The 25,835-nt window shown below is 61.7% G+C and carries 21 protein-coding genes and 1 pseudogene; 9 read left to right on the top strand and 13 right to left on the bottom strand.

Features of this window, described 5'->3' with window-relative positions; genetic code table 11:
- Positions 1-28 precede the first annotated feature (28 nt).
- From ACIOMR_RS15545 to gap, 7 genes and pseudogenes are all read right to left on the bottom strand, one after another.
- Positions 29-1,168, bottom strand: a pseudogene (locus tag ACIOMR_RS15545) (HAMP domain-containing protein); the annotation flags it as partial.
- 265 nt (positions 1,169-1,433) lie between these two features.
- Positions 1,434-1,835: a YbaN family protein gene (locus ACIOMR_RS15540; protein ID WP_008435511.1), complete on the bottom strand. Its 402-nt coding sequence runs from the start codon at positions 1,833-1,835 to the stop codon at positions 1,434-1,436.
- A 170-nt stretch (positions 1,836-2,005) separates the two neighbouring features.
- On the bottom strand, positions 2,006-2,614 hold the full coding sequence (locus ACIOMR_RS15535) for a biliverdin-producing heme oxygenase (RefSeq protein WP_003214109.1): 609 nt from the start codon (positions 2,612-2,614) through the stop codon (positions 2,006-2,008).
- Between the two features lie 131 nt (positions 2,615-2,745).
- The gene (locus tag ACIOMR_RS15530) at positions 2,746-5,325 is read right to left on the bottom strand and encodes a TonB-dependent receptor (RefSeq protein ID WP_401195061.1); all 2,580 of its coding nucleotides are present in this window, start codon (positions 5,323-5,325) and stop codon (positions 2,746-2,748) included.
- Positions 5,326-5,442: 117 nt separating this feature from the next.
- Complete coding sequence (locus ACIOMR_RS15525) at positions 5,443-6,411, bottom strand: FecR domain-containing protein (protein ID WP_087694633.1); 969 nt, start codon at positions 6,409-6,411, stop codon at positions 5,443-5,445.
- Positions 6,412-6,472: 61 nt separating this feature from the next.
- Entirely contained in the window at positions 6,473-6,991 is a 519-nt protein-coding gene (locus ACIOMR_RS15520) for an RNA polymerase sigma factor (protein ID WP_003214115.1), read from the bottom strand.
- Between the two features lie 184 nt (positions 6,992-7,175).
- Complete coding sequence (gene gap, locus ACIOMR_RS15515) at positions 7,176-8,177, bottom strand: type I glyceraldehyde-3-phosphate dehydrogenase (protein WP_003214117.1); 1,002 nt, start codon at positions 8,175-8,177, stop codon at positions 7,176-7,178.
- 221 nt (positions 8,178-8,398) lie between these two features.
- Here gap and edd point away from each other — a divergent pair, with 221 nt between their 5' ends.
- The 4 genes from edd to ACIOMR_RS15495 all read left to right on the top strand — a co-directional run bounded on the left by edd (position 8,399) and on the right by ACIOMR_RS15495 (position 13,523).
- Positions 8,399-10,225 carry a phosphogluconate dehydratase gene (gene edd / locus ACIOMR_RS15510; RefSeq protein WP_003214119.1) on the top strand — a complete coding sequence of 609 codons (1,827 nt, stop codon included), beginning with the start codon at positions 8,399-8,401 and terminating at the stop codon, positions 10,223-10,225.
- Positions 10,222-11,178, top strand: coding sequence for a glucokinase (locus ACIOMR_RS15505; protein WP_003214122.1), 957 nt, complete (start codon positions 10,222-10,224; stop codon positions 11,176-11,178). The genes edd and ACIOMR_RS15505 overlap by 4 nt, the downstream gene beginning before the upstream one ends.
- A gap of 154 nt (positions 11,179-11,332) precedes the next feature.
- Entirely contained in the window at positions 11,333-12,064 is a 732-nt protein-coding gene (locus tag ACIOMR_RS15500; protein WP_003214124.1) for a response regulator, read from the top strand.
- Positions 12,054-13,523 (top strand): ATP-binding protein, encoded by a 1,470-nt coding sequence (locus tag ACIOMR_RS15495; RefSeq protein ID WP_087694634.1) that lies wholly within the window; start codon positions 12,054-12,056, stop codon positions 13,521-13,523. The genes ACIOMR_RS15500 and ACIOMR_RS15495 overlap by 11 nt, the downstream gene beginning before the upstream one ends.
- A 152-nt stretch (positions 13,524-13,675) precedes the next feature.
- On the opposite strand, the gene ACIOMR_RS15490 is transcribed toward ACIOMR_RS15495, so the two are convergent.
- Positions 13,676-14,605, bottom strand: coding sequence for an AraC family transcriptional regulator (locus ACIOMR_RS15490; RefSeq protein ID WP_003214128.1), 930 nt, complete (start codon positions 14,603-14,605; stop codon positions 13,676-13,678).
- A gap of 326 nt (positions 14,606-14,931) precedes the next feature.
- Here ACIOMR_RS15490 and ACIOMR_RS15485 point away from each other — a divergent pair, with 326 nt between their 5' ends.
- Together ACIOMR_RS15485 and ACIOMR_RS15480 are read left to right on the top strand one after the other, a co-directional pair.
- The gene (locus ACIOMR_RS15485) at positions 14,932-15,273 is read left to right on the top strand and encodes an antibiotic biosynthesis monooxygenase family protein (protein ID WP_003214130.1); all 342 of its coding nucleotides are present in this window, start codon (positions 14,932-14,934) and stop codon (positions 15,271-15,273) included.
- Positions 15,274-15,316: 43 nt separating this feature from the next.
- Positions 15,317-15,565, top strand: coding sequence for a hypothetical protein (locus ACIOMR_RS15480; protein WP_003214132.1), 249 nt, complete (start codon positions 15,317-15,319; stop codon positions 15,563-15,565).
- A gap of 141 nt (positions 15,566-15,706) precedes the next feature.
- Here ACIOMR_RS15480 and ACIOMR_RS15475 read toward each other — a convergent pair whose 3' ends face one another.
- Complete coding sequence (locus tag ACIOMR_RS15475; RefSeq protein WP_102369799.1) at positions 15,707-16,339, bottom strand: flavin reductase family protein; 633 nt, start codon at positions 16,337-16,339, stop codon at positions 15,707-15,709.
- A 195-nt stretch (positions 16,340-16,534) separates the two neighbouring features.
- On the opposite strand from ACIOMR_RS15475, the gene ACIOMR_RS15470 reads away from it, so the two are divergent.
- On the top strand, positions 16,535-17,290 hold the full coding sequence (locus ACIOMR_RS15470; RefSeq protein WP_401195052.1) for a hypothetical protein: 756 nt from the start codon (positions 16,535-16,537) through the stop codon (positions 17,288-17,290).
- A 62-nt stretch (positions 17,291-17,352) separates the two neighbouring features.
- Here ACIOMR_RS15470 and ACIOMR_RS15465 read toward each other — a convergent pair whose 3' ends face one another.
- The 4 genes from ACIOMR_RS15465 to ACIOMR_RS15450 all read right to left on the bottom strand — a co-directional run bounded on the left by ACIOMR_RS15465 (position 17,353) and on the right by ACIOMR_RS15450 (position 23,788).
- On the bottom strand, positions 17,353-18,672 hold the full coding sequence (locus ACIOMR_RS15465; RefSeq protein ID WP_008435500.1) for an MFS transporter: 1,320 nt from the start codon (positions 18,670-18,672) through the stop codon (positions 17,353-17,355).
- 289 nt (positions 18,673-18,961) lie between these two features.
- Positions 18,962-20,287 carry a sigma-54 dependent transcriptional regulator gene (locus ACIOMR_RS15460; protein ID WP_177045880.1) on the bottom strand — a complete coding sequence of 442 codons (1,326 nt, stop codon included), beginning with the start codon at positions 20,285-20,287 and terminating at the stop codon, positions 18,962-18,964.
- Complete coding sequence (locus ACIOMR_RS15455) at positions 20,281-22,047, bottom strand: ATP-binding protein (protein WP_003214141.1); 1,767 nt, start codon at positions 22,045-22,047, stop codon at positions 20,281-20,283. The genes ACIOMR_RS15460 and ACIOMR_RS15455 overlap by 7 nt, the downstream gene beginning before the upstream one ends.
- A gap of 217 nt (positions 22,048-22,264) precedes the next feature.
- Positions 22,265-23,788, bottom strand: coding sequence for a fumarate hydratase (locus tag ACIOMR_RS15450; protein ID WP_003214142.1), 1,524 nt, complete (start codon positions 23,786-23,788; stop codon positions 22,265-22,267).
- 216 nt (positions 23,789-24,004) lie between these two features.
- Between ACIOMR_RS15450 and ACIOMR_RS15445 the strand changes: the two genes are divergently transcribed.
- Positions 24,005-24,937, top strand: coding sequence for an iron-sulfur-binding ferredoxin reductase (locus tag ACIOMR_RS15445; protein WP_177081666.1), 933 nt, complete (start codon positions 24,005-24,007; stop codon positions 24,935-24,937).
- 30 nt (positions 24,938-24,967) lie between these two features.
- Entirely contained in the window at positions 24,968-25,717 is a 750-nt protein-coding gene (locus ACIOMR_RS15440) for an enoyl-CoA hydratase-related protein (protein ID WP_003214147.1), read from the top strand.
- Positions 25,718-25,835 lie beyond the last annotated feature (118 nt).

Genomic DNA, 25,835 nt, shown 5'->3' with positions numbered 1-25,835 from the left:
TCTGCGCGATGGTCGGCTGCAGCTTGTCGAGGAAGCGGTTGAACCAGTTCACCAGTTCCCCCAGTTCATCTTTTTTACCGTAGGCCAGGCGCTGGGTGAGGTCGCCGTCGCCGCTGGCGATTTCCTTGAGCATGGCGGCCACGCTGTTGATCGGCCGGGTCACGCCGGTGGCGGTCAGCCAGATCAGCAACAGGCCCAGCAGCCCGGCGGCTGCGCCTACCAGCAACGCCTTGACGGTGCCACTGGCCTGGGCCTTGTCGAGCACCGCCTGGAGTTTGAGCGAGTCTGCCAGCAGCACTTGTTTGGGCAGCTTGATCACCACGCCCCAGGATTTGGCGTCGGCAATCGGTTTGACCGGGTACACGGCGCGAATCGTGCCATCTTCCTCGCGGATCTTGCGGGTATCGCTGGCCAGCAGTTGCACGATCTCTTTGCCTTCGGCACCGAGGGTGTCCACCAGGTTTTTGCCGACTTTGGCCGGCTCGCCGCTGTAGCCGGCGATCAAGCCGTTACCGGACAGTATTTCGAGAATTCCGGCGCCGTTGAACAGTTCTTTTTGCGCCGCATCAGCGGCCGCTTGCAGGGCATTGAGGGCGAGGTCCACACCGACCACGCCGATCACTTTGCCGTCGACCAGCAGCGGCAGGGAAATGGTGGTCATCAACACCAGCTTGCCGGCCACGGTGTCTTCATACGGGTCCAGTAGGCAGGTGTTTTTTGTGTCTCGTGGGCAGGTGTACCAGATGTTGTATGGCGTGCCGCTGAGGTTGAGGGTGGTCTTGGTCAGGTCATCCTCGACCATCACGGTGTTCAGGCCTTCACCGCCGGCGCGGCTCCAGTAGCTGGAAAAGCGGCCTTTTTCGTTGGACACACGGGCGGCATCATTGACGAATTCACTGTCTTTGCCATCGAGGGCGTTGGGCTCGAACGACAGCCAGATGCCGAGCACCTTGGTGTTGCGGTCGAAGGCGGTTTTCAGGCTGTGGTTGAGTTCTTCACGCAAGGCCCCGGCATCCAGCGAGCGCTTGGCGGCCAGAGTGCGCAGGTCCTTGATCTGGTCGGCCAGGGCCGTCACCACCAACAGGCTTTCACCGAAGGTTTTTTGCAGTTGCACCGCTTGCTCGGCGGCCTTGGCCTGCAGCAGGTTCTGCACACTGTCGGTGAGCATTCGCGAGCTTGAATCGCTGATGAGTTCGTCGTTCTGGTTGGTCTGGTACAGGTTCATGCCGACCACCAGGGCAATCACCCCCAGCAGGCACAGACCGGACAACAGCACGATTTTCAAGCGAATGGAGAGGGTGTCGAACATAGAAGTACCCGCGAATGGACTTATTAGTATGCAAGCTCAGGCGAGTCCATTCGGCGCTATGCCCGGAACATCGGCTTGGGCCGGCAGTTCATGAGCGGGAGCCGATGAGCGGTAGTGGGGGGTGTCAGGTGGGTTGCGGGAGACGTTCCGGTCGCGACCAGATCCACAGGTTGCCCATGCTCATTCCGGCGATGGCCAGGTAGATCGGCCAGCCGTGGTCGAGCATCACCAGCATCAGGCCGGCGCACAGCAGCATGCTCACGGTGGCGCTGACTTTGGCCCGGCGGGCGATGATCTTGCCATTGCGCCAATTGAACAGGATCGGCCCGAACAGCCGGTGGTTTTCCAGCCAGGCACTCAGGCGCGGCGAGCTTTTGGTGGCGGCCCAGGCGGCCAGCAGGATGAACTCGGTGGTGGGCAAGCCCGGTACCACAATCGCAATCAAGCCGATGCCCAGGCTGACGTAGGCCAGCAGGCCGAACAGGACGCGGGCGATTTTGGATGAGGATTGGGTTTTGCCGGTCATGGGTGCGGTTTGCATGGATGGATTTACGAAGGATTCAAAGTGAAACCGGATCAAAATGTGGGAGCGGGCTTGCTCGCGAATGCGGTGGTTCAGTCAATATATCTGGTGACTGAACCACGGCATTCGCGAGCAAGCCCGCTCCCACATTTGATTGCATTCCAATCAGGGAATCAGGCCAGTTCAGGGGCGCTAGCGTACGCCTGTTCCAGCAACACGGTGAAGCGCACGAACGCATCAATCGCGCCTTTCTCCACTTCGGCTTCTTCTTCAGCGGTGAATTCCAGTGCGTCGAGGGTGCGGGTGAAGCGCTTCCAGCCTTCAGCGCGACCCCCCGCCGGCTCGCCCAGGTGACGGGCACCGAAGGTTTCGCTCAAACCCAGGCCCACGGCACGCTTGATCAGGAACGCGGCGCCCAGCTTGGAACCTTCGGACACGAACAGCCACCCCAGGGCTTCGGCCTTGCTCGGGTTTTTCACCGCGCCGGCCACCGGGGCCGGTACTTCGGTGTCCAGGTCGCCCAGGTCCAGCTTGGCCGCTTCGGCACGGCAGCGTTCGGCGAGGTCAGGGACGATCTTGATCAACTCGGCATCGTTGTACAGCGCCACCAACTCCGACTGGAACAGGTATTGCGCGACCACGAAGCGGGCGAAGTTGGCCTGGGTTTCAAACGGTGCATGGGCCTTCACCAACGCATCGAGCTTGGTGTGCGGTTCGTTGGTGATCTGGTTCAGGCGCTGGGAGCGCAGGGCTGCACGTTCTGCGGTAGGGGAGGCGGTCATCGGGGAGTCCTTGAGAAGAGAAAGCGTCTGGTTGCCAGGCTGTTATGAACTAGACGAACCAGAAGACGCGTCACAGTAAAAAATCCTCACCCCGGCGCGGATTAAATTGCGTCGGGATGAGGCTCCATGGATCAGATGTCCCAGATCAGGTTGATCGCAAAGTTGCGGCCCGGCTGGGTCAGGCGGTCGAGGTTGGCCGGGCCGGTCACACCGGCTTCGCCGACGCTGTCGTAGCTGCGCACGTCATCCCAGTTCCAGTATTTCTTGTCCGTCAGGTTGTACAGGCCGCCGTTGATGGTCACGTCGTTGGTGACCTTGTAGAAGCCGGTCAGGTCGACGATGCCAAAACCCGGGGTCTTGAACGGGCCGTTGGCGCTGTTGCCGTCAGGGGCGAAGAAGGTGGTGCTGTCGACGCGGTCCTGTTTCTTGACCAGGGTCCAGCTGACCAGCGCACCGTAGTTCTGCTGGTCATAGCCCAGGCCGAACACGCCCTTGAGCGGGTTGACGCTGTTCAACGGTTCGCCGTTGTCGTCATTGCGCCCGTAGGTGTAGGCAATCGAGCCTTGGGTATACAGGCCCTGCGGTGCGCCGAATGCGTCGAGGCTCAAGCGGCCCTTGGCCTCCACGCCCTTGATGGTGGCGTGCTTGATGTTGTTGGCTTCGAACTGCTGGACGGTGCCACCGGCAACCGAGGCATCTTCGTCGATGAAATCACGGTACTTGTTGTAGTACACCGCCACATCAAACGAGCCCGATTCGAAGTTGCCGCGAATCCCGGTTTCGACACCCCGGCTGCTTTCCGGCTTGAGGTCCGGGTTGGGTTCGACGGTGTAGCGCTGCTGCAGGTTTTCAAAGCGGCCATACAAGGCCTTGGCCGATGGCGTGCGATAGCCTTCGGCGTATTGGCCGAACCAGGTGTATTGCTCGGTCAGGGCATAAGTGATGCCGAATTTTGGCGTTACACGGTGCCAGTTCTTTTCCGAATCGCTGTGGTCGTAGATGCGTGTCGGGTCAACGGTATTGAGGAATTCCTGGGTCAGCTTGGGTTTGAGCTGGATGTAGTCGTACCGTACGCTGGGCAGGAAGGTCCACTTGTCCCAGGCAATCTGGTCCTGGGCAAACAGCGCGTAGGAGTTGATGGTCGGATCCGGGAAGTCGCTGGCTTTTTTCACGCTGTCGGCGGCCGACGGGCTTGGTGCACCGATGGCGGTGCAGCCTGCGCCGACTGCCAGGCAGGTCGCGGCGCCCTCACGGGAACCGGTGACTTTCTGCTGCTTGAGGGTGGTGCCGTAGGTCACGACATGGTCGGTTTCGCCGATGCTGAAAGCCTTGTCCAACTGCGCGTCGAATACCCACTGCTTCTCTTCGTACAGGGTCTCGCGGGTGCGCAATACCTTGCGCGATGGCTGGTAGATTTCTGCGGTGGTCTGGTCGGTCTTGGCGATCTGGTAGTTGAGGCTGGTCTTGATGTGATCGGCAATCGGCGAGTCGAGGGCGAACTTGTTTTCGATGCCGAAGCGTTCTCGGGTGATGGTGTCGTTGCCCGTGCGGCCGCGGTAGAAGTTGAAGCCCTGGCCACCGACAAACGGGCCACCCACTGCGTTTTTCAGATTGGTGTCGCGATCGTCCTTGAACTTCTCGTAGGTCAGGCCCAGGCGGTTCTCTTCGCCGTAGTTCCAGCCCAGTTTGGCCAGCACGTTGGTGGTGCGCGCATCTTCCGGGTTGGCGCCGGTGCGCGCCAGGCCGGTGGCGTTATTGCCGTCGTAGGATTCCATCTCGTGACCGTTGCGCTGGCTCAGGTGCAGCAAGCCGTCGAAGTCCTGCACGCGACCGGCGACGGTGCCGGAGGTCAGCCAGCTCTCGTCGGCGGAGCTGTAGCCGGTCTTCAGGCGTGCGCCGTAGTCCTGGCCGGGCTTGATGATGTCGTTGGGGTCGAGGGTGAAATAGCTCACCGCGCCGCCGATGGCGCTGCTGCCGTACAAGGCCGAGGCCGGGCCGCGCAGGATTTCCACGCGCTTGACGATTTCCGGGTCGACGTAGTTGCGGCGGGTCTTGGCGTAGGGGCCGTTGAAGAAGTTGTCCGGCACCTCGACGCCGTCCACCTGGGTCAGGATGCGGTCGCCGTCGATCCCGCGAATGTTGTAGCCGGCATTGCCGGAGCGGGTGCCGGCACCGCCCACCGAAACACCTGGCTCATAACGCACCAGTTCGCGGATGGTGTTGACGTTCTGGCGGTCCAGTTCTTCGCGGTCGTGCACGGTCACGGTGCTGGGCACGCTGTCCACGGCCTGTTCCTGGCGGGTGGCACTGATGGTCATCTGTTGCAGGGTGATGGCACCGACGGCGACGCGTTTTTCCAGCACGATGTTGTTGTTGCCCAGTTTGCGATAGCCCAGGTTGGTCCCCACCAACAGCCGGTCCAGGGCTTTATCCGCCGGCAATGAGCCGCGCACGCCAGGGGACGACACACCCTGGCCCAGTTCTGCCGGCAGGCCGACTTGCCAGCCGGTCACCGCGGTGAAGGCGTTCAGCGCCGAGACCAGGGATTGCTGCTCGATGCTGAAGCTGTAATTGCCCTGGCTGCGGCTGGCAGGCTCGGCGGCGGTGGCGGCCATGACGGGCGCACCGGCCAACAGGATTGCAGCCGTCAGCAGCGACAAGCCCTGGCGGCGAACGGGCGAAGAGGACCGGCGGTTGAAACGAGACGACATCGAGAGCGCTCCGGAAGGTACGAATCTTATAGTTGCGCACTGAATCAAATAGGAATCAGTTGCATTGGCTATAACGAGACGTATCGTCGCTGGCTATCGAGTAAAAATAATTCTCATTTAGTTCAGGATCACCAGCGCCGGGTATTCCGAGAGCTTGGCCGAGGTGATGTGGGCCAGGGAGCGCACCACGTCGAGCGGCTGGTCGAGCCGGTAATTGCCGGTGACGGCCACGCTGGCCAGCCTGTCGTTGTTGTTGACGATCCAGCCGGGGTAGTAGCGACGCAATTCGGCCAGCACTTCGCTCATCGGGCAGTTTTCGAAGATCAGCCGGCCGTCGACCCAGGCCAGGTCCTTGGTGGTGTCGAGTTTGGCCGGTTGGCCGAAGCCCTTGGGCCCGATGCGGATACTTTCACCGGCGCTCAGGCGCACCCGCGCGTCGTCAAACGTGTTGCTCAGGTCGACATCACCACGCTGTACCTGAACCTGGGCTTCACCGTTCAAGTAGCGCACCGCGAAAGAGGTGTCGCGCACGCTGGCGCGCACCGGGCCGGCGTCGATTTCCAGGGGCAGGCCACGGCTGGGCAGCACTTCGAAAAACGCCTCGCCCTGATACAGGCGGGCGATGCGCTGGTGGTCCTTGATGCTGCTGGAGAAGGCTGAGTTGGTGTTGAGCAACACTTTCGAGCCATCGTCCAGCTGCAGGCGCTGGCGTTCGCCCACCACGGTCAGATGGTCGGCCTGCAGGCGCATAGGCAGGTTGCTGAAGCTGAACAGGCCCAGCAGCAACACAGCGGCAGTGGCCAGGGGCTTCCAGTGCGGTTTGATACGGCGCCAGGCGCTGGGTTTGCGTGGAGCATTCAGGGCGACGGCAGCGCTGTGAACCGGCGCGCCGCCCCAGGCAGTCTGGGCCTTGATGAAGGCTTCGGCGTTTAACGGGTCGTTGGCGAGCCAGGCTTCAAATTCCGCCTGCTGCCCGGGTTGCGGGCACTGCAACGCGATCAGCCAGTCGAGGGCTTGGTCCATGGCCGCGTCTTGCAACACCTCATGAGCCAGCTCATGGGGGTGCCGTTTATTCGGTTCCGTCACGGTGTTCCTCGGGTCTTCGCCACGTTTTAATCAATAGTCCTACAGACTGTGCCGACAAAGCTTAAGGGCGATCCAGTCTTTCGGCCACACCTATGCAGATGGCCATGATCAGTTTCAGTTCCTTCTGCACGGTGCTCAGGGACACGTCGAGCTTGTCGGCAATCTCCTGATAGCTGCAACCGTGCAGGCGGCTGAGGATGAATATCTGCTGCTGGCGGGCGCTCAACTGGCCGAGGCTGACACTCAGGTGCTCGAGCAATTGCTCGGCCTGTGTCGCGTCTTCGGGGGTGCTGACGGGGGAGGCGACGCTTTGCAGGACGTCCAGCGGGACATCTTCCTGCAGGGTGCGGGCCTGAATCCTGCGGGCGCGCAGGTGGTCCAGCGCCAGGTTGCGCGCCGTCTGGTAGACAAAGGGTTCGAGGTGGTCGATCGGCCGTTCGCTCAGGGCCCGGGTAACGCGGAGGTAGGTTTCCTGCAACAGGTCCTCGGCGGTGCTGTGGTTATTCACCATCCGCTGCAAGGTGCGCAGCAAAATCACCCGCTGGGTGAGGAAGACTTGGTTGAAACGAGATTGGCTCACAGTGATACCAGACCGATTTGCAGCGAATGATAATGCTTATCATCAACGCAAATGGCAAGTGGCACTTTGGATTACTGTAGGAGCGAGCTTGCTCGCGAAGGGCGTCAACGATATCGCTGGCATCCTGAATAAACGCGGTGGTTTTGCGTTTTTCGCGAGCAAGCTCGCTCCTACAGGCCGAGCATTACTCGGCGTTGCACAGCGCCAGGCAGTTATCCAGCATCCGGTTCGAGAAGCCCCACTCATTATCGTACCAGGCCAGCACTTTCAGCAGTTTGCCGCTCACTTTGGTGTGATTGGCGTCGAAGATCGACGAAAGCGGGTTATGGTTGAAGTCGCTGGAAACCAGCGGCAGGGTGTTATAGCCGAGGATTTTCGAGTGCTGGCTGGCTTCTTTCAGCAGCGCGTTGACCTGCTCGGCACTGGCTTCTTTTTTCAGTTGCACGGTGAGGTCCACCAGCGACACGTTGATCACCGGTACACGCACGGCCATGCCGGTCAGCTTGCCTGCCAGTTCCGGCAGCACCAGGCCCACGGCTTCGGCAGCGCCGGTCTTGCTCGGGATCATGTTCTGGGTGGCCGAGCGCGCGCGGTACGGGTCGGTGTGGTAGACGTCGGTCAGGTTCTGGTCGTTGGTGTAGGCGTGGATGGTGGTCATCAGGCCGCTTTCGATGCCCAGCTCGCGGTGCAGCACCTGGGCCACGGGCGCCAGGCAGTTGGTGGTGCAGGAAGCGTTGGAGATGATCTGGTGGGATTGACGCAAAATGTCATGGTTTACCCCATACACCACGGTGGCATCAGCGCCCTTGGCCGGGGCCGAGATGATCACCTTGCGCGCGCCGGCGGTAATATGGGCGGCGGCCTTGTCACGGTCGGTGAACAGACCGGTGCATTCGAACACCACGTCCACCTTGTGCGCAGCCCACGGCAGGTCGGCCGGGTTGCGAATGGCACTCACGGCAATCCGGTCACCGTTCACGGTCAGGCTTTCCTGATCATGAGCGACCTCTGCGTCGAAAGTACCGTGGACGGTGTCGTATTTAAGCAGGTGGGCATTGATCGAGCTGTCGCCGAGATCGTTGATGGCGACGATCTGCAAATCCTGACGGTAGCCTTGGGTATAAAGTGCGCGCAGGACATTACGGCCAATACGGCCAAAACCATTGATAGCGATACGTAGAGTCATTGGAAGGTGCCTGTCGTCGATTTGTTGTAAGAATTACAAGATTATTCGCATAAAAATAGAAAACAAGCCTTTTTAGTGGCAATATTTTGTTCAATCTACAACGAGTGACCTGAATCAACTGGTCCGATTGGTCAAGCAACACCCTGCCAACCTCTTCGCGGCGGGCTTTTGACCAGCATAGACACTCAGGTCGCCACATCCGTTAGCCTGGAGTTCTATACATGCATCCCCGCGTACTTGAGGTCACCGAACGGCTTATCGCCCGCAGCCGTGCAACCCGTGAGGCATACCTTGCGCTCATTCGCGGCGCTGCCAGCGACGGCCCGATGCGCGGCAAGCTGCAATGCGCCAACTTTGCCCACGGCGTGGCCGGGTGTGGCACCGAAGACAAAAACAGCCTGCGCATGATGAACGCCGCCAACGTGGCAATTGTTTCGTCATATAACGACATGCTGTCGGCCCACCAGCCATACGAACATTTCCCCGAGCAAATCAAAAAGGCCCTGCGTGAAGTCGGTTCTGTTGGCCAGTTCGCCGGCGGTACCCCCGCCATGTGCGACGGCGTGACCCAGGGCGAGCCAGGCATGGAGCTCAGCCTGCTGAGCCGCGAAGTGATCGCCATGTCCACGGCGGTAGCGCTGTCCCACAACATGTTCGACGCCGCGCTGATGCTGGGTATCTGCGACAAGATCGTCCCCGGCCTGATGATGGGCGCCCTGCGCTACGGCCACCTGCCGATGATCTTCGTACCGGGCGGCCCGATGCCGTCGGGGATCTCCAACAAACAGAAAGCCGACGTGCGCCAGCGCTACGCCGAAGGCAAGGCCACCCGCGAAGAGCTGCTGGAATCGGAGATGAAGTCCTACCACAGCCCGGGCACCTGCACCTTCTACGGCACCGCCAACACCAACCAGTTGCTGATGGAAGTCATGGGCCTGCACCTGCCGGGCGCCTCGTTCGTCAACCCGTACACGCCGCTGCGTGACGCCCTGACCCGCGAAGCCGCGCACCAGGTCACGCGCCTGACCAAGGCCAACGGCAGCTTCACGCCGATCGGCGAGATCGTCGACGAGAAGTCCATCGTCAACTCCATCATCGCCCTCAACGCCACTGGTGGGTCCACCAACCACACCCTGCACATGCCGGCCATCGCCATGTCGGCGGGCATCATCCTCACTTGGGATGACATGGCCGACCTCTCCGAGGTGGTGCCGACCCTGTCCCACGTGTATCCAAACGGCAAGGCCGACATCAACCACTTCCAGGCGGCGGGAGGCATGTCGTTCCTGATCCGCGAACTGCTGGAAGCCGGCCTGCTGCACAACGACGTCAACACCGTGGCCGGTCATGGCCTGAGCCGCTACACCCAGGAACCGTTCCTGGTGGACGGCGAGCTGGTATGGCGTGAAGGCCCGATCGAAAGCCTCGACGAAACCATCCTGCGTCCCGTGGCCCGTGCGTTTTCTCCGGAAGGCGGCCTGCGGGTAATGGAAGGCAACCTCGGCCGGGGTGTGATGAAGGTCTCCGCCGTGGCCCTCGAACATCAAATCGTCGAAGCCCCGGCCGTGGTGTTCCAGGACCAGCAAGACCTGGCCGACGCGTTCAAGGCCGGTGAGTTGGAAAAAGACTTCGTTGCAGTGATGCGTTTCCAGGGCCCGCGCTCCAACGGCATGCCGGAATTGCACAAGATGACCCCGTTCCTCGGCGTGTTGCAGGATCGTGGCTTCAAAGTGGCGTTGGTAACAGACGGGCGCATGTCCGGCGCGTCGGGTAAGATTCCCGCCGCGATTCACGTCAACCCCGAAGCCCAGAGCGGCGGGCCACTGGCACGTGTGCGCGATGGCGATATCATTCGCGTGGATGGCGTCAAAGGCACCTTGGAGCTTAAGGTGGACGCCGAAGAATTTGCCGCGCGCGCGCCTGCCACGGGCCTTCTGGGCAATAACGTGGGGGCCGGTCGCGAGTTGTTTGCGTTTATGCGTTTGGCTGCAAGCTCCGCAGAGCAGGGCGCCAGCGCCTTTACCTCTGCCTTGGAGACACTTAAGTGAAGCTAGCGCTGGTCGGTGATATCGGTGGTACCAACGCCCGTTTTGCGTTGTGGCGGGATCAGGAGCTGCATTCGATCCGCGTCCATGCGACGGCGGATCATGCCAGCCCGGAAGAGGCGATCCAGGTCTATCTGAAGGAAGAAGGCCTGGCCATCGGCTCGATTGGCGCGGTGTGCCTGTCGGTCGCGGGGCCGGTGAGTGGCGATGAATTTAAATTCACCAACAATCACTGGCGCCTGAGCAAGACTGCGTTCTGCAAGACCTTGCAGGTGGACGAGCTGCTGCTGGTGAATGATTTCTCGGCCATGGCCCTGGGCATGACCCGCCTGAAGCCCGACGAATTCCGCGTGGTGTGCGAAGGCACGCCGGAGCCGTTGCGCCCTGCGGTGGTGATCGGCCCGGGCACCGGCCTGGGCGTCGGCACCTTGCTCGACCTCGGCCATGGCCGTTGGGCGGCATTGCCGGGGGAGGGCGGCCATGTCGACCTGCCCGTGAGCAGCCCGCGTGAAGCCCAGCTGTGGCAGCACATCTACAATGAGATCGGCCATGTCAGCGCTGAAACTGCCTTGAGCGGTGGCGGTTTGCCCAGGTTGTACCGGGCGATCTGCGCGGTGGACGGTCACGAGGCGGTTCTGGAAACTCCCGAGGCCATCACTGCCGCTGGCCTGGCGGGCGACCCGATTGCCCTGGAAGTGCTGGACCAGTTCAGTATCTGGCTGGGCCGCGTCGCCGGTAACAATGTGCTGACCACCGGCGGTCGTGGTGGCGTGTACATCGTGGGTGGGGTGATCCCGCGCTTTGCCGATTTCTTTATCAAGAGTGGTTTTGCCAGGAGTTTTGGCGACAAGGGCTGCATGAGCGACTACTTCAAAGGCATTCCGGTGTGGCTGGTGACGGCACCGTATTCAGGGTTGACAGGTGCTGGTGTGGCGCTTGAGCAGGCATTTGCGTAGGCAGTGATGGCCTCTTCGCGAGCAAGCCCGCTCCCACATTCAATCCCATTCCAACTGGATGAATGAGGTGGAATGTGGGAGCGGGCTTGCTCGCGAAGGCGGCCTCAAGGGCAACAAATGACTTAAGCTTGGCCATGACAACAAGGAGGACCCCGTGAGCGTAATCAGTAAATCCATTCTCCTGGTCGACGACGACCAGGAAATCCGCGAGTTGCTGCAAACCTACCTCAGCCGCGCCGGTTTCCAGGTGCGCGGCGTGCCGGATGGCGCGGGGTTCCGCCAGGCGATGAACGAAGCCCCGTGCGACCTGGTGATCCTTGATGTGATGCTGCCGGACGAAGACGGTTTCAGCCTCTGCCGCTGGATCCGCCAGCACCCACGCCAGGCCCAGGTGCCGATCATCATGCTCACCGCCAGTTCCGACGAAGCCGACCGCGTGATCGGCCTGGAGCTGGGTGCCGACGATTACATCGGCAAACCCTTCAGCCCCCGTGAGCTGCAGGCCCGTATCAAGGCCCTGTTGCGGCGTTGCCAGTTTGGCCAGGAGCGCAGCGGCGGCGAGGTGCTGGTGTTTGGCGAGTGGCGCCTGGACATGGTCAGCCACCGGCTGTTCCACGTCGACGGCGAGGAAGTGATTCTTTCCGGCGCCGATTTTGCCCTGCTCAAACTGTTCCTCGACCACCCCCAGCAAATCCTCGACCGCGACACCATCGGCAACGCCACCCGTGGCCGCGACCTGATGCCCCTGGACCGGATTGTCGACATGGCCGTCAGCCGTCTGCGCCAACGCCTGCGCGACACCGAAAAACCACCCCGGCTGATCCGCACCGTGCGCGGCAGTGGCTATCAATTGGCAGCCAGCGTGGTTGCCGGCAATGCCCACTGAGCGCCTGCGTGAACTGCGCCGGCGCATCCCGGTACCGCGTTCGCTGCTGGGGCGGATGTTACTGCTGACCCTGTTGGCGGTGCTGTTTGCCCAGGCGTTGTCCAGCGTGATCTGGGTCTCGCAATTGCGCGCTACCCAGCTTGAAGGCCTGGTAACCGCCGCCCGCAGCCTGGCGCATTCGATGACCGCCAGCGTCAGTTATTTCCGCTCGTTGCCGGTGGCCTTCCGGCCGTTGGTACTGGACCAGTTGCGCAGCATGGGCGGTACCCGGTTTGTGGTGACGCTCAACGACAAGCCCCTGGACATGGCGGTATTGCCGGAAACCCCGCGCAAGCATGCAGTGCTCGGTGCTGTCGAAGAAGTGTTGCGCCAGACCCTGGGCAGCGACGTGCATGTTTCGGTGGAGTTCGTCAGCGCCGAAGACCTGCGCATCTTCAACGCCGGCTTGAAACTCGATGAATTGCCGCGTTCCTGGGCGCATTACGCGTTGACCCTGGAACCGGTGAATCCGCCGGTGTTGGTCACCCAGATCCAGCTGGCCCAGGGCGAATGGCTCTACATTGCCTCCTTGCTGCCCGAACCCTATACCAGCCTCGAAGAACAAGGCCTGCCATACCAGCAGGTGTGGTTTATCGTGCTCACCAGCGGCTTCCTGCTGCTGTTTATCGGCCTGTTGGTGCACTGGCAAAGCCGCCCACTCAAGCGCCTGGCGAGGGCGGCGCGGGACATGTCCCTGGGCGCCGACGTGGAGCCGGTGGCCGAAGGCGGCGGCAGCGAAGTGGTGGAAGTAGGCCGCGCGTTCAATGCCATGCGCGAACGCATCAGCCGTTACCTGACCGAACGCAGCCAGCTGTTCAGCGCCATTTCCCACGACCTGCGCACACCCATCACACGCCTGCGGTTGCGGGTGGAATTGCTGGAAGACGAGAACCTGCAAACCAAGTTCGGCCGCGACCTGGATGAACTGGAGTTGCTGGTCAAAGGCGCGTTGCAGTGTGTGAAAGACACCGACATTCACGAAAACATCGAACCGGTGGACCTCAACCACGTACTCGACTGCCTGGTGGAGCCGTACCTGGCGCCCAACGGCAATGGGCGCGTGACCCAACATGGTCGGGCACTTACGACGTACCCGGGCAAGCCGCTGGCGCTCAAGCGCTGTATCGGCAACCTGATCGACAACGCCCTGAAGTACGGGCAGAACGCCCATTTGCACATTGAAGACGATGGCGCGGAATTCATCCTTCACGTCGACGACGAAGGCCCGGGCGTGCCGGAACAGCGCCTGGAGCAGGTCTTCGAACCGCACTTCCGCCTGGCCGGGCAACAACAGGGTTACGGCCTGGGCCTGGGCATCGCCCGCAACATTGCCCACAGCCATGGCGGTGAAGTGAGTTTGCAGAATCTGCGGGAGGGCGGTTTGCGGGTGACCTTGCAACTGCCTCGTGGCCTGGATTGAACACCACCAATACCGCAGCTGATTGAGTACTTGTGGCGAGGGAGCTTGCTCCCGTTGGGGCGCGAAGCGGCCCCAAAAGATGGGACTGCTGCGCAGTCCAACGGGAGCAAGCTCCCTCGCCACATTATTAGTATCCGGTGTTATAACCGTGGTTAGACGCTCTGGCGCAACCTGGCCAGATCCCGCAACGGCGGCGCACCAAACAGCCGGCTGTATTCGCGGCTGAACTGTGATGGGCTCTCATAGCCCACCCGATACCCCGCCGCCGAGGCTTCCAGGCCCTCGGCGATCATCAACCGCCGAGCCTCCTGCAAGCGCAACTGTTTTTGGTACTGCAACGGGCTCATGGCGGTCATCGCCTTGAAGCGGTGGTGCAAGGTCGAGACGCTGAGGTTCACTTCCTTGGCCAGGTCATCAATGCGCAGGGGCTGTTCGTAGTTGCCGTTCAACCAGGTGATCGCCTGGCTCACCCGATGGCTCTGACTGTTGGCGACGGCAATTTCATACAGCCGATAACCCTGTGGACCGCGCAACAGGCGATAGAGAATTTCCCGATTGATCAGCGGCGCGAGCATTGCGATGTCTTTCGGTGCGTCGAGCAATCGGGTCAGGCGCAGCACGGCGTCCAGTAGCTGGCTGTCCAGGCGGTCGACATACATCCCTCGGGAGGTCGGGCGCGGGGGCACGCCCATCGGCCCGGCTTCGGCAATCAGTGCGGTGATCTGTGCCGGGTCGATATTCACCCGAATCGACAGGTTGGGGTCTTCCGGCGTGGCATCAAGGATGCGCCCGGCCACCGGCATCGCTACCGAAAACACCAGGTAATTGAGCGGGTCGTAGGCGAAGACTTCATCCGCCAGGCGCACTTCCTTGCTGCCCTGGGCGAGGATGCACAGCGCGGGTTCAACCAGCACCGGCGTGAATTCACGCGGGGAGTTATGGCGGTTGAGATACAGCGACGTGATCGCCGTGCCGTAGGAACCATCCTCCCAGGTATGCCGGCGAACGATGCCGGCGAGTTCTGCGCGCTGCTTTTCCATATCGGCGTCGAGGGGTTTGGAGCGAAGTTCGGGCGACGACATGGGACATCCTCTGGTGCTTTGACGATGGGCACAGCTTAAGGGCGGCTTTGCAAAAAGCGGTATTTCGATTCTGCACAATCCTTGCCTGATCCTGCGAAAAATCGTGAATCAGGCAAGCCGGGGCCTGTCATGCCCCTGAAATACGGCAGTCATGCCGGGAATAAACTTCGCAGGCCGATTGCTATATCTACGTATCTCGCAGGATTGTGCAATAAGCCAGCAGGAATTGACTAACCGCATCCACACCCGCGCCCGTATCTTTGATCCTGTGGCAACACGCCCTCACAGTGCTTGCCGAGCATCACTTCTCAACGGGAGAGTCGAACATGTCCACCCCCATTCCCGCGAGCCATATGGCCTTTATCCGTGCCCGTACCGGGTACAGCACCGAACTGGGTGCACGCTTGAGCAGTTTGATCGAACCGGGCCGCCAGGCTCAGGGTTGCCTGCAATTCTCGTTGCAGCACTCCCTGGCCGACCCGGATGTGTGGTTGGTGTCGGGCTTCTGGAGCAGCGAGCAGGCGATGAGTGCCTACTTCAGCTCGCCGGCGCTGATGGTCTTCACCGAGTTGTTGAATGACATGGTGGTTCGCAGCATGGACTTCCAGACCTTTACCGACGCCTCGGCGGCCAATGCCTATGGCGAGTACCTGCAACTGGCGGGCTAGTGCTTTAGAATGGCCGCCTTTCCCATTGGCCAGGACCTGCAACATGGCACGTAAAGAGTTTGCCCACCACGAAGCCGTTTCCGCCTTGGTGCGTGAAGAAGAGGGTGGCTATAGCGCCGCCATCGCCGTCAAGGCGCTGGATGGCATGGGCGCACCGCGCTTTCACAAGATCCTCGATGGACAGACGTTCAAGACTGCCTCCGACGCCGACGATGCCGCAGCTCTGCAACTGGAGCGCTTGGTCGATGTAGATGAAGACGGTCAGCTCTCTTGGGCAACTTCCGCCAACTAAAAACACCGCTGATCCAAATCTGAGAGCGGGCTTGTGTGGGAGCGGGCTTGCTCGCGAATTCGGTGGATCAGTTGGCATATGCATGGACTGATACGCCCCCTTCGCGAGCAAGCCCGCTCCCACATTTTTATCTCGTTCCAATCAGCGTTGCGTGGCGCCTGGGCGGTACATTTTGAACAGCGCTTCCGGCCCCAACTGAAAATAATCCGCCGGGCCACCTCCACGCAGGATCGGCTGGGCGGCAGCCGTGTCGTACACCCCGTCTTTCAGCAGCCATTTGGCGATATGCACCGCGACCACCTCGCCGAGCACCAACCAGCTTGGCACCAGCTCCTTGTCGGCGCGCTGCAGCTGAATGATCTGCGTCACCTTGCACTCGAACGACACCGGGCTTTCGCCCACGCGAGGCACGGCGATCACCTTTGAAGCCACCGGCGTCAAGCCGGCCAATTCAAACTCGTTGACCTCGGGTGATACCGGCGCGCAACTCTGGTTCATCTGCTCGGCCAGCGGGCGGGTGGCCAGGTTCCACACGAACTCACCGGTCTGTTCGATGTTGTTCAGGCTGTCTTTGCGCCCGACACTGGAAAACCCAATGATCGGCGGAATGTAGTTGAACGCGTTAAAGAAACTGTAGGGCGCCAGGTTCAGGCGGCCCTGGCTGTCGTGGGACGAAATCCAGCCAATCGGGCGCGGGCCGACGATCGCATTGAACGGGTCATGGGGCAGGCCGTGGCCGTTGGCGGGTTCGTAGAAATGAATATCGTCGGACATGGCCGGGGTTCCTGATGCGCTGTTCTGGGGAGGGCACCATAGTGCAATCCGGCGCGGCGGATTTCTATAATCCATATGGAATTTTCATACAGCCCCCACCTATTTTTCACAGCTCCCGGGTCAGTCTGCGCGCCAGGTCGACACCCCCTATAAGTCGACCGATTGAACGACTGAGCCTTTGGAGCCTTCTGCACAATGAACAAACTTCCTCAGATCACCCTGGCGTTCTGGGTCATGAAAATCTGCGCCACGACCCTGGGCGAAACCGCCGGGGACTTGCTGTCGATGACCTTGAATGTCGGTTACGCCATCAGCTCGATGATCCTGATCAGCGTGTTCCTGGTCACTCTGGTGACGCAACTCTGGTCGAAAACCTACAACCCGGTGCTGTACTGGATCGTGATCCTGTCCACCAGCACCGCCGGCACCACCATGTCGGACTTTATGGACCGCACGCTGGGGCTGGGTTATGCCACGGGCTCGATGATTCTGGTGTCGATCCTGGTGGTGATCTTTGCCCTGTGGCGTATCAGCGGCGACTCGCTGAACGTGAACAAGGTGCAGACCTTTCGCGGTGAGCTGTTCTACTGGATGGCGATTCTGTTCTCCAACACCCTGGGCACGGCGCTGGGTGATTTCCTCGCGGATGATTCCGGGCTGGGGTTCGCTGGTGGCGCGTTGCTGATCGGGGCGAGTATCGCGGTGGTGGTGTTGCTTAAATACTTCACGCGGATTTCGTCGGTGCTGCTGTTCTGGGTGGCGTTTGTGTTGACCCGGCCGTTCGGCGCAACCCTGGGTGACTTCCTGACCAAACCCCATGAAAAGGGCGGGCTGGACTTTGGCACCATCGGCTCGTCGGCCGTGTTGGCGGCGGTGCTGGTGGTGATGATTGCCGGGGCGGCGTATGCCCAGCGTCGGTATGGACGCCAGGCGGCTGCCGAGCTGTCTTGAGGGCAATGAAAAAGGGCCGTGTCATTGACTGACATGGCCCTTTTTTTACGCCCGCCGAACCCTTAGTCCGTAGTAATCCGTGAATGCTTGCGGGTGTCCTTCATGGTCACATACACCAACAGCGACACCGCAATACACGCGGTGACGTACCAGTAGTAACCGGTTTCCATACCAATGCTCTTGAACCACAGCGCGATGTATTCAGCGGTGCCGCCGAAGATCGACACGGTCAGCGCATAGGGCAAGCCAACACCCAGGGCGCGGATTTCGGTGGGGAACAATTCGGCCTTCACCACGGCGTTGATCGAGGTGTAGCCGCTGACGATGATCAGCGCCGCCATGATCAGGAAGAACGCGCCCCACCAGGTCTGGATGGTGTGCAGGGTGGTGAGGATCGGCACGGTGAACAGGGTGCCGAGGACGCCGAAGGCGATCAGGATCGGCCGGCGGCCAACCTTGTCCGACAGCCCGCCGATGATGGGTTGCAGGCACATGAACAGGAACAGCGTGGCCGCCGAAATGGTGGTGGAGTCGGAGATGCTCATGCCGACGGTGTTCACCAGGTATTTCTGCATGTAGGTGGTGTAGGTGTAGAACGCCAGGGTGCCGCCCATGGTCAGGCCAACCACGGTCATCAGTTCCTTGGGGTGGCGCATCAAGGTGCGCATTGCGCTTTCCTTGGCCTTTTCTTTCTTGGTGAACGACTCGGTTTCTTCCATGCCACGACGCAGGTACAGCGCCACTACCGCGCACAGGGCGCCGATGGCGAACGGGATACGCCAGCCCCAGTCGTACAGCTGTTCGGTGGTCAGCAATTGTTGCAGCACGATCAATACCGCCAGGGCGATGAGCTGGCCGGAGATCAGGGTCACGTACTGGAAGCTGGAGTAGAAGCCCCGACGTTCCTTGGTCGCCATCTCGCTGAGGTAAGTGGCGGAGGTGCCGTATTCACCGCCGACCGACAGGCCCTGCAGCAAACGGGCGAATACCAGCAGGATCGGCGCACCGATACCAATAGCTTCATAGCCCGGGCTCAGGGCAATCAGCAAAGAGCCGAAGCACATCAGGTACACCGAGGCCATCAAGGCCTTTTTACGCCCGACTTTGTCGGCGTACAGGCCCATCAGCCAGCCACCGATCGGGCGCATCAGGAAGCCCACGGCGAAGATCGCGGCGGTGTTCAGGAGTTGGGCGGTGGTGTCGCCTTTCGGGAAAAAGGTCTTGGCGAAATACAGGGAGAAAGCCGCGTAGACGTACCAGTCGTACCACTCGACCATGTTGCCGACCGATCCGCTGAAGATCGACTTGATACGGCTGGAGGTGGTGCGTCCTTTTGCCGGCGCAGTCGCCGACCCCAGAGGCAGGGAGTTGGAGTTATCCATTTAAGGATCCTTCATCTAATTGTTTTTGTGGAGCGCGCGGTAGCGCAGCCTGGCTGGGCTATAGCAGGAGCTGTGCCAAGCCGATGAAGGCCCGGTCTAGAAGGGTTTGCGGAAATTTTTGAGCGGAAAATTGCTGATGAATCAAGGGGGATGAGCGGAAAACCGCCGACGAAGATCGCTCCCACGCTCTGCGTGGGAGCGCATCCTGTGACGTTCCGCGTCACGATTTTAAGGGCGGACGCGGAGCGTCCAGAGCTGCATTCCCACGCGGAGCGTGGGAACGATCGGGTTAGAGGAACGTATCCCGCGCCAGGCCATGGCGCTGCATTTTTTCATTGAAGGTGCGCCGTGGCAGTTGCAACTCGGCCAGCACCGCCTTGATATCGCCTTTGTGCCGGGTCAGCGCGGCTTTCAGGCAATGGGCTTCAAATGCTTCCTGCTGCGCCGCCAACGATTGCCCGGCTTCGATGCCTTCCGGCTCCGGTTCACCCAGCCCCAGCACCTGGCGTTCAGCGGCATTGGCCAGCTCCCGCACATTCCCCGGCCAGTCATGGCTGAGCAGGCGCCCCAGCGCGGGTCCGCTCAGCGGCGCGAAGTTGCGGCCCAGGCGCTCGGCGGCGCTTTGTGCAAAGTGCTCGAACAGCAGGGGAATATCTTCCCGGCGTTCCCGCAGCGGTGGCAGGCGCAGTTGTGCGACGGTCAGGCGATAGGCCAAGTCCTCGCGAAAACGCCCGGCGCGAGCTTCGTCCAGCAGGTCGGGTTTGGTGGCGGCGATGATCCGCAAGTCCACCTTGATGCTTTGATTGGAACCGAGCCGTTCGAGTTTTTGCTCCTGCAACACCCGCAGCAATTTCACCTGCTGGGCCAGCGGCATGCTTTCGATCTCATCGAGAAACAGCGTGCCGCCATTGGCGTATTCCAGCTTGCCGATGCGCTTGCCCTGGGCGCCGGTGAACGCGCCACTTTCATGGCCGAACAGCTCGGCTTCAAACAGCTGCTCGGGAATCGCCGCGCAGTTCAGCGCCACAAACGGCTTCTTCGCCCGGGGGCCGAAATCATGCAGGCAACGGGCGACCAGTTCCTTGCCGCTGCCGGTTTCGCCGCGAATCAACACATTGACCGGCAAGCCGGCCAGGTCCAGGACTTGCCGGCGCAGGTTCTGCAAACCCCGGGACACCCCCAGCAGGCTCGATTCCAGTTGGGCCCGGTGATCGGCCTGCTGATGCAAGCGGCGGTTTTCGAGCACCAGCCCGCGCTTGTCCAGCGCCCGGCGCAGGCTGCTGAGCAGGGCTTCGGGGCTGAAGGGTTTTTCGAGGAAGTCGTAGGCGCCATCACGCATGGCCTCGACGGCCATCGGCACATCGCCGTGGCCGGTGAGCAGAATCAGCGGCAGGTCGGCGTCACGCCGCTGCACTTCAGCCAGCAACTCCAGGCCACTGAGGCCGGGCATGCGCACGTCACTCAGGATCACCCCGGGAAAGTCCCGGGGCAATTGCGCCAGGCATTCCTCGGCGCGGCTGAACAACTGCACCTCAAAGCCGGACAGGCTCAGCCATTGCTCGACGGCCGTGCGAATGCTGGCTTCGTCGTCGACCACAATCACCGCATTCAACATAGGTCTGGTGTCTCCAGCGCGATGGGCAAGGTCAGGGTAAAGATCGCCCCGTCACCTTGATTGCCGGCGCTAAGGCGCCCGCCAAGTTCGTGGACGATAGCGTACGACACGGCGAGTCCCAAGCCGAGCCCGTCGCCTACCGGCTTGGTGGTGAAGAACGGGTCGAACACGCTGTTGAGGTTTTCCTCGGCGATCCCGCCGCCGCTGTCGCTGACGGTCAGGTGCCATAGCTGCTGATCGGCGTGCAGACGGATCTCCAGGCGCTTGCGTGGCTTGTCGGCCATGGCGTCGAGGGCGTTGCGCAGCAGGTTGATCAGCACCTGTTCGAGGCGGATCGCGTCGCCGCGTACCCAGGCGGGGCGGGTCAGGTCCAGTACGGTGCCGATGGCTTCGTCCCGCAGGCGCGCATCGAGCAAGTGCAGGGACTGGTCCACCACCGTCGCCAGGTCGAGGCGTTCGCGCAGGCCGCTGGGGCTCTTGCGGGCGAAGGTCTTGAGGTGGCCGGTGAGCGCGGCCATGCGTGTGAGCATGTCGTCCAGCGGGGTCAGGGCCTGGTAGGCGTCGTCCACCCGGCCATGGTCCAGCAGCAGCCGCAGAGTCGCCAACTGCATGCGCTGGGCGGTCAATGGCTGGTTGATTTCGTGAGCGAGGGCGGCAGACATCTGCCCCAGCGCTGCCAGTTTGGCGGATTGCACCAGGCCATCCTGGGCAGTACGCAGGGCGCGGGTGCGTTCTTCCACCAGTTGTTCAAGTTCTTCGCGGCTGCGCTGGCGCAAGCGGGCGAGGCGCCAGCGCTGGGTCAGGAACAGCACCAGGAACACCAGCGCCAGCCATGAGCCGGCGGCGGCGAGGCCGGCGTTGCGTTGGTCTTCAAAGGCAAATTGTGGCTTGCGCAGCAGGTGCAAGGTCCAGCCTTCGGCCTTCAGCGGCAGGGATTCCCAAATGTAATTGGCCTTGCCGTCGGGGCCGTCGACGCGCATCAGGTGGCTGTTTTCGTCAAAGCGTTGCAAGGCTTCGGTGTCCAGCGGCAGCAATTGTTTCTTGTCGTATTGGCGGGTGGCCTTGAGTTCGGCGTGGTCGCTGTCCGACAACGGACGCAGCGCGCGGTAGCGCCAGCCCGGCTGATTGGCGATAAACACAATGCCCCGGGCATCGCTGACCAGCAGCAAGTCATTGCCCTGGGCCCACTCGCGCTCCAGTTCCGGGAACTCCAGCTTGACCACCATGGCACCGAGGAACTGCTCGTTCTCGCCGACCACCGCGCTGGAGAGGAAATACCCCGGAATCCCGGTGGTCACGCCCACTGCATAAAAACGCCCGGTGCCCTGGCTCAAGGTTTGGCTGAAGTAGGGACGAAACGCGTAGTTGTGCCCCACATAACTGCTGGGCAGGTTCCAGTTGCTGGCGGCCACGGCGAGGCCGTTGCGGTCCATCAGTTCCAGGGTCGAGGACTGGGCGGCGCCGTTGATGCGCTCCAGCTTGCGGTTGAGCAAATCCTGGGTGGCGGTGTCCAGCGGGCCCTTCAGGGCGCTGATCATTTCCGAGTCCAGGGCCAGCACGGCGGGCAGGGCGCGGTAACGTTCGATCAGGGTGTGCAGGGAGTTGCCATAAAGCATGAGCTGCTGATTGGCGCGGGCGGCGTCATCCACCAGGGCCAGGCGTTCGGCGTGGCGGGTGGCCAGGGCGGCAGCCAGCATCGCACCGGCGATGATCAGCAGGGAGTAGAAGGTCAAACGCAGCGGACGGGGAATCGCAATCATACGAAGATGAACAGTGCAATTAGGGGCGAGCACCATAGCATGAGGCGCATGGCTGTTGTGGCGAGGGAGCTTGCTCCCGCTGGGGCGCGTAGCGGCCCCAAAAAAATGGGAGCGCTGCGCACTGGAGCGGGAGCAAGCTCCCTCGCCACAGTGAGAGGTGCATGAAACAAAAAAAGGCGACCGTAGTGGTCGCCTTTTATCCTTGCAGGGGAAATGCTTACTGCACTTCAACCGCCAGGCTTTCACTGATCTTTTTCTGCCAGATGGCAGGACCGGTGATGTGTACCGACTCGCCCTTGCTATCAACGGCAACGGTGACCGGCATGTCTTTCACGTCGAACTCGTAGATCGCTTCCATGCCCAGCTCGGCGAACGCCACGACGCGGGATTTCTTGATGGCCTGGGCCACCAGGTAAGCCGCGCCGCCCACTGCCATCAGGTAAACCGCCTTGTGGTCCTTGATCGCTTCGATAGCGGTCGGGCCGCGCTCGGATTTGCCGATCATGCCCAACAGGCCGGTTTGCTCGAGGATCTGGCGGGTGAACTTGTCCATCCGCGTGGCGGTGGTCGGACCGGCAGGCCCCACCACTTCTTCGCGCACCGGATCAACCGGGCCGACGTAGTAGATGAAGCGACCCTTGAGGTCCACCGGCAGGGTTTCGCCCTTGTTCAGCATCTCGACCATGCGCTTGTGCGCGGCGTCGCGACCGGTGAGCATCTTGCCGTTGAGCAACACGGTTTCGCCCGGCTTCCAGCTCTGCACGTCTTCCGGGGTCAGGGTGTCGAGGTTGACGCGACGGGCCGACGGGCCGGCTTCCCAGACGATTTCCGGGTAGGCGTCCAGCGGTGGCGCTTCGAGCGATGCAGGGCCCGAGCCGTCGAGCACGAAGTGCGCGTGACGGGTGGCGGCGCAGTTGGGGATCATGCACACCGGCAGCGAGGCCGCGTGGGTCGGGTAGTCCATGATTTTCACGTCGAGCACGGTGGTCAGGCCACCCAGGCCCTGGGCACCGATGCCCAGTTGGTTGACCTTCTCGAACAGCTCCAGGCGCATCTCTTCGATACGGTTGGACGGGCCGCGCTTCTTCAGCTCGTGGATGTCGATGGACTCCATCAACACTTCCTTGGCCATTACCGCGGCTTTCTCGGCGGTGCCGCCGATGCCGATGCCAAGCATGCCCGGTGGGCACCAGCCGGCGCCCATGGTCGGAACGGTCTTGAGCACCCAGTCGACGATCGAGTCGGACGGGTTGAGCATGGCCATTTTCGACTTGTTCTCGGAACCACCGCCCTTGGCGGCCACGTCCACTTCCACGGTGTTACCCGGGACGATGGAGTAGTGGATCACGGCAGGGGTGTTGTCCTTGGTGTTTTTACGCGCACCGGCCGGGTCGGCGAGGATCGAAGCCCGCAGGACGTTTTCCGGCAGGTTGTAGGCCTGGCGCACGCCTTGGTTGATCATGTCGTCCAGGCTCATGGTGGCGCCATCCCAGCGCACGTCCATGCCTACACGTACAAATACGGTGACAATCCCGGTGTCCTGGCAGATCGGGCGGTGGCCGGTGGCACACATGCGCGAGTTGATCAGGATCTGAGCCATGGAGTCACGGGCCGCTGGCGATTCTTCGCGCAGGTAGGCCTCGTGCATCGCCTGGATGAAGTCAACGGGATGGTAGTAGGAAATGAATTGCAGGGCGTCGGCAACGCTCTGAATCAGGTCGTCTTGCTTGATCACGGTCATGAGTCGCGCTCCTCTATAAGGGAACATTCAATAAAGGTGGCGTCAGTGTTGCATCGGTCGGCTGAAGCCACCTTTCCAAGGCACGCCAAAGTGGTGCAGGCGCGACGCTAAAAAGGCGCGGCAGTATAACCCGCCACGGTGGCCGATACACCCGACTATGGTCAAACTCTACGGGGCGTGATTCCCTGTAGACGCCTTTTTGATCCGAGACCCTTGATGCCTGAACTTCACGTCGGTGAACGCCACTGGTCGGTAGCCGCCGGCAGCAACCTGCTGGATGCCCTGAACCAGGCGGGCGTGGCCGTGCCTTATAGTTGCCGCGCCGGCAGCTGCCATGCCTGCCTGGTGCGTTGCCAGGGTGATATCCAGGACAACCAGCCGGATGCCCTGAGCCCGGCGCAGCGCCAGGATGGCTGGCGCCTGGCGTGCCAGTGCCAGGTCGCAGGTGACTTGCAGGTCGAAGCCTTCGACCCGCTGCGTGACGGGTTGCCGGCGACGGTGCTGAGCGTCGATTGGTTGACCCCGAGTGTACTGCGCTTGCGGCTGCAACCCGAACGCGGCTTGCGCTACCGGGCGGGGCAGCATCTGGTGTTGTGGGCCGGCAGCGTTGCGCGGCCTTATTCATTGGCCAGCCTGCCCCAGGAAGATCCGTTTCTCGAATTTCACATCGATTGCCGCCTGCCCGGCGAATTCAGCGACGCCGCCCGCCAATTCAAGGCCGGTGACAGCCTGCGCCTGGGCGAATTGCGGGGCGGCGCCTTGCAGTACGACCCCGACTGGCAATCGCGGCCGCTCTGGCTGCTGGCCTCGGGCACCGGACTCGGCCCGCTATGGGGCGTGTTGCGCGAGGCCTTGCGCCATGATCACCAGGGCGCCATCCGGGTCATTCACCTGGCCCATGACGCGGGCGGTCATTACCTCGCCGGGCCATTGGCCCAGCTGGCTGGTGCGCATCCGAACGTGACCGTTGAGCTATGGACAGCGGCTGAGGTGACGCAGGCGTTGGCGCAACTGCGGCTTGTTTCCCGGCAAACTCTGGCTTTACTCTGCGGGCACCCGGCCAGTGTCGAGGCCTTTTCCAAGCGCCTGTTCCTGGCCGGACTGCCGCGCAATCAACTGCTGGCCGATGTGTTCCTGCCCCGTGGTTGAGCGCTGAATTTCCCAGCCGCGAGATTTGTCATGACCGATGCCATCCTGCAGCAACGCGAACGCGGGTTGCTGATTTTGCAGCTCAATCGCCCGGACAAGAAAAATGCCCTGACCCGCGCCATGTACAGCCAATTGGCCGAGGCGCTGGAGCAGGCGGATGCCGATACCAGCGTGAATGCCGTGCTGATCCAGGGCAGCAGCGAGTGCTTCACCGCCGGTAACGATATTGGCGACTTCCTCGAACAACCGCCGGCGGATCTCGACAGCCCGGTCTTCAATTTCATGCGCAGCTTGCTCAACTGCCGCAAGCCGGTGATTGCGGCGGTGGCGGGCGTGGCGGTGGGAATTGGCACGACGCTGCTGCTGCATTGTGACCTGGTGTATGTCAGCCGGGATGCACGGTTGCGCATGCCGTTCGTCAACCTGGGGCTGTGTCCGGAGTTTGGGTCCAGCTTGATCCTGCCGCGCTTGCTGGGGCATGCCAAGGCGGCGGAGTTGCTGCTGCTGGGTGAAGGGTTCACCGGCGAACAGGCTGCCGCCTGGGGCATTGCCACCGAGGCATTGGGCAGCGGTGAATCGGCCCTGGCCAAGGCCCGGGAAATTGCTGGACGGTTTGAGACCCTGGCGCCGGGCGCGGTGCAGGTCAGCAAGCATCTGATGAAAAGCGTTGATCGCGAGCAGTTGCGCAAGGTCATCGAGGAGGAGGGGGCGTTGTTTACCCAGAGGTTGAAGTCGCCGGAGGCGATTGCGGCGTTGTCGGGGTTTATCACTCGGAGGTGAATGAGCGTTGACTGGTCGGCCGTCTTCGCGAGCAAGCCCGCTCCCACATTCGACCGTGTTTCTTCAGGATGTACGCGATCAAATGTGGGAGCGGGCTTGCTCGCGAATAGGCCAGTAA

Source organism: Pseudomonas sp. NPDC087814, assembly GCF_044742865.1.
Taxonomy (GTDB): Bacteria; Pseudomonadota; Gammaproteobacteria; order Pseudomonadales; family Pseudomonadaceae; genus Aquipseudomonas.
The sequence above is the reverse complement of the archived record's forward strand: the minus strand, read 5'-3'. Positions and strand labels throughout refer to the sequence as shown.

Coding starts and splice junctions, on each gene's coding strand:
- ACIOMR_RS15540 (WP_008435511.1), bottom strand. CDS start 1,835: ATGACCGGCAAAACCCAATCCTCATCCAAAATCGCCCGCGTCCTGTTC.
- ACIOMR_RS15535 (WP_003214109.1), bottom strand. CDS start 2,614: ATGACCGCCTCCCCTACCGCAGAACGTGCAGCCCTGCGCTCCCAGCGC.
- ACIOMR_RS15530 (WP_401195061.1), bottom strand. CDS start 5,325: ATGTCGTCTCGTTTCAACCGCCGGTCCTCTTCGCCCGTTCGCCGCCAG.
- gap (WP_003214117.1), bottom strand. CDS start 8,177: ATGACTCTACGTATCGCTATCAATGGTTTTGGCCGTATTGGCCGTAAT.
- edd (WP_003214119.1), top strand. CDS start 8,399: ATGCATCCCCGCGTACTTGAGGTCACCGAACGGCTTATCGCCCGCAGC.
- ACIOMR_RS15495 (WP_087694634.1), top strand. CDS start 12,054: ATGCCCACTGAGCGCCTGCGTGAACTGCGCCGGCGCATCCCGGTACCG.
- ACIOMR_RS15490 (WP_003214128.1), bottom strand. CDS start 14,605: ATGTCGTCGCCCGAACTTCGCTCCAAACCCCTCGACGCCGATATGGAA.
- ACIOMR_RS15485 (WP_003214130.1), top strand. CDS start 14,932: ATGTCCACCCCCATTCCCGCGAGCCATATGGCCTTTATCCGTGCCCGT.
- ACIOMR_RS15480 (WP_003214132.1), top strand. CDS start 15,317: ATGGCACGTAAAGAGTTTGCCCACCACGAAGCCGTTTCCGCCTTGGTG.
- ACIOMR_RS15475 (WP_102369799.1), bottom strand. CDS start 16,339: ATGTCCGACGATATTCATTTCTACGAACCCGCCAACGGCCACGGCCTG.
- ACIOMR_RS15470 (WP_401195052.1), top strand. CDS start 16,535: ATGAACAAACTTCCTCAGATCACCCTGGCGTTCTGGGTCATGAAAATC.
- ACIOMR_RS15465 (WP_008435500.1), bottom strand. CDS start 18,672: ATGGATAACTCCAACTCCCTGCCTCTGGGGTCGGCGACTGCGCCGGCA.
- ACIOMR_RS15460 (WP_177045880.1), bottom strand. CDS start 20,287: ATGTTGAATGCGGTGATTGTGGTCGACGACGAAGCCAGCATTCGCACG.
- ACIOMR_RS15455 (WP_003214141.1), bottom strand. CDS start 22,047: ATGATTGCGATTCCCCGTCCGCTGCGTTTGACCTTCTACTCCCTGCTG.
- ACIOMR_RS15450 (WP_003214142.1), bottom strand. CDS start 23,788: ATGACCGTGATCAAGCAAGACGACCTGATTCAGAGCGTTGCCGACGCC.
- ACIOMR_RS15445 (WP_177081666.1), top strand. CDS start 24,005: ATGCCTGAACTTCACGTCGGTGAACGCCACTGGTCGGTAGCCGCCGGC.
- ACIOMR_RS15440 (WP_003214147.1), top strand. CDS start 24,968: ATGACCGATGCCATCCTGCAGCAACGCGAACGCGGGTTGCTGATTTTG.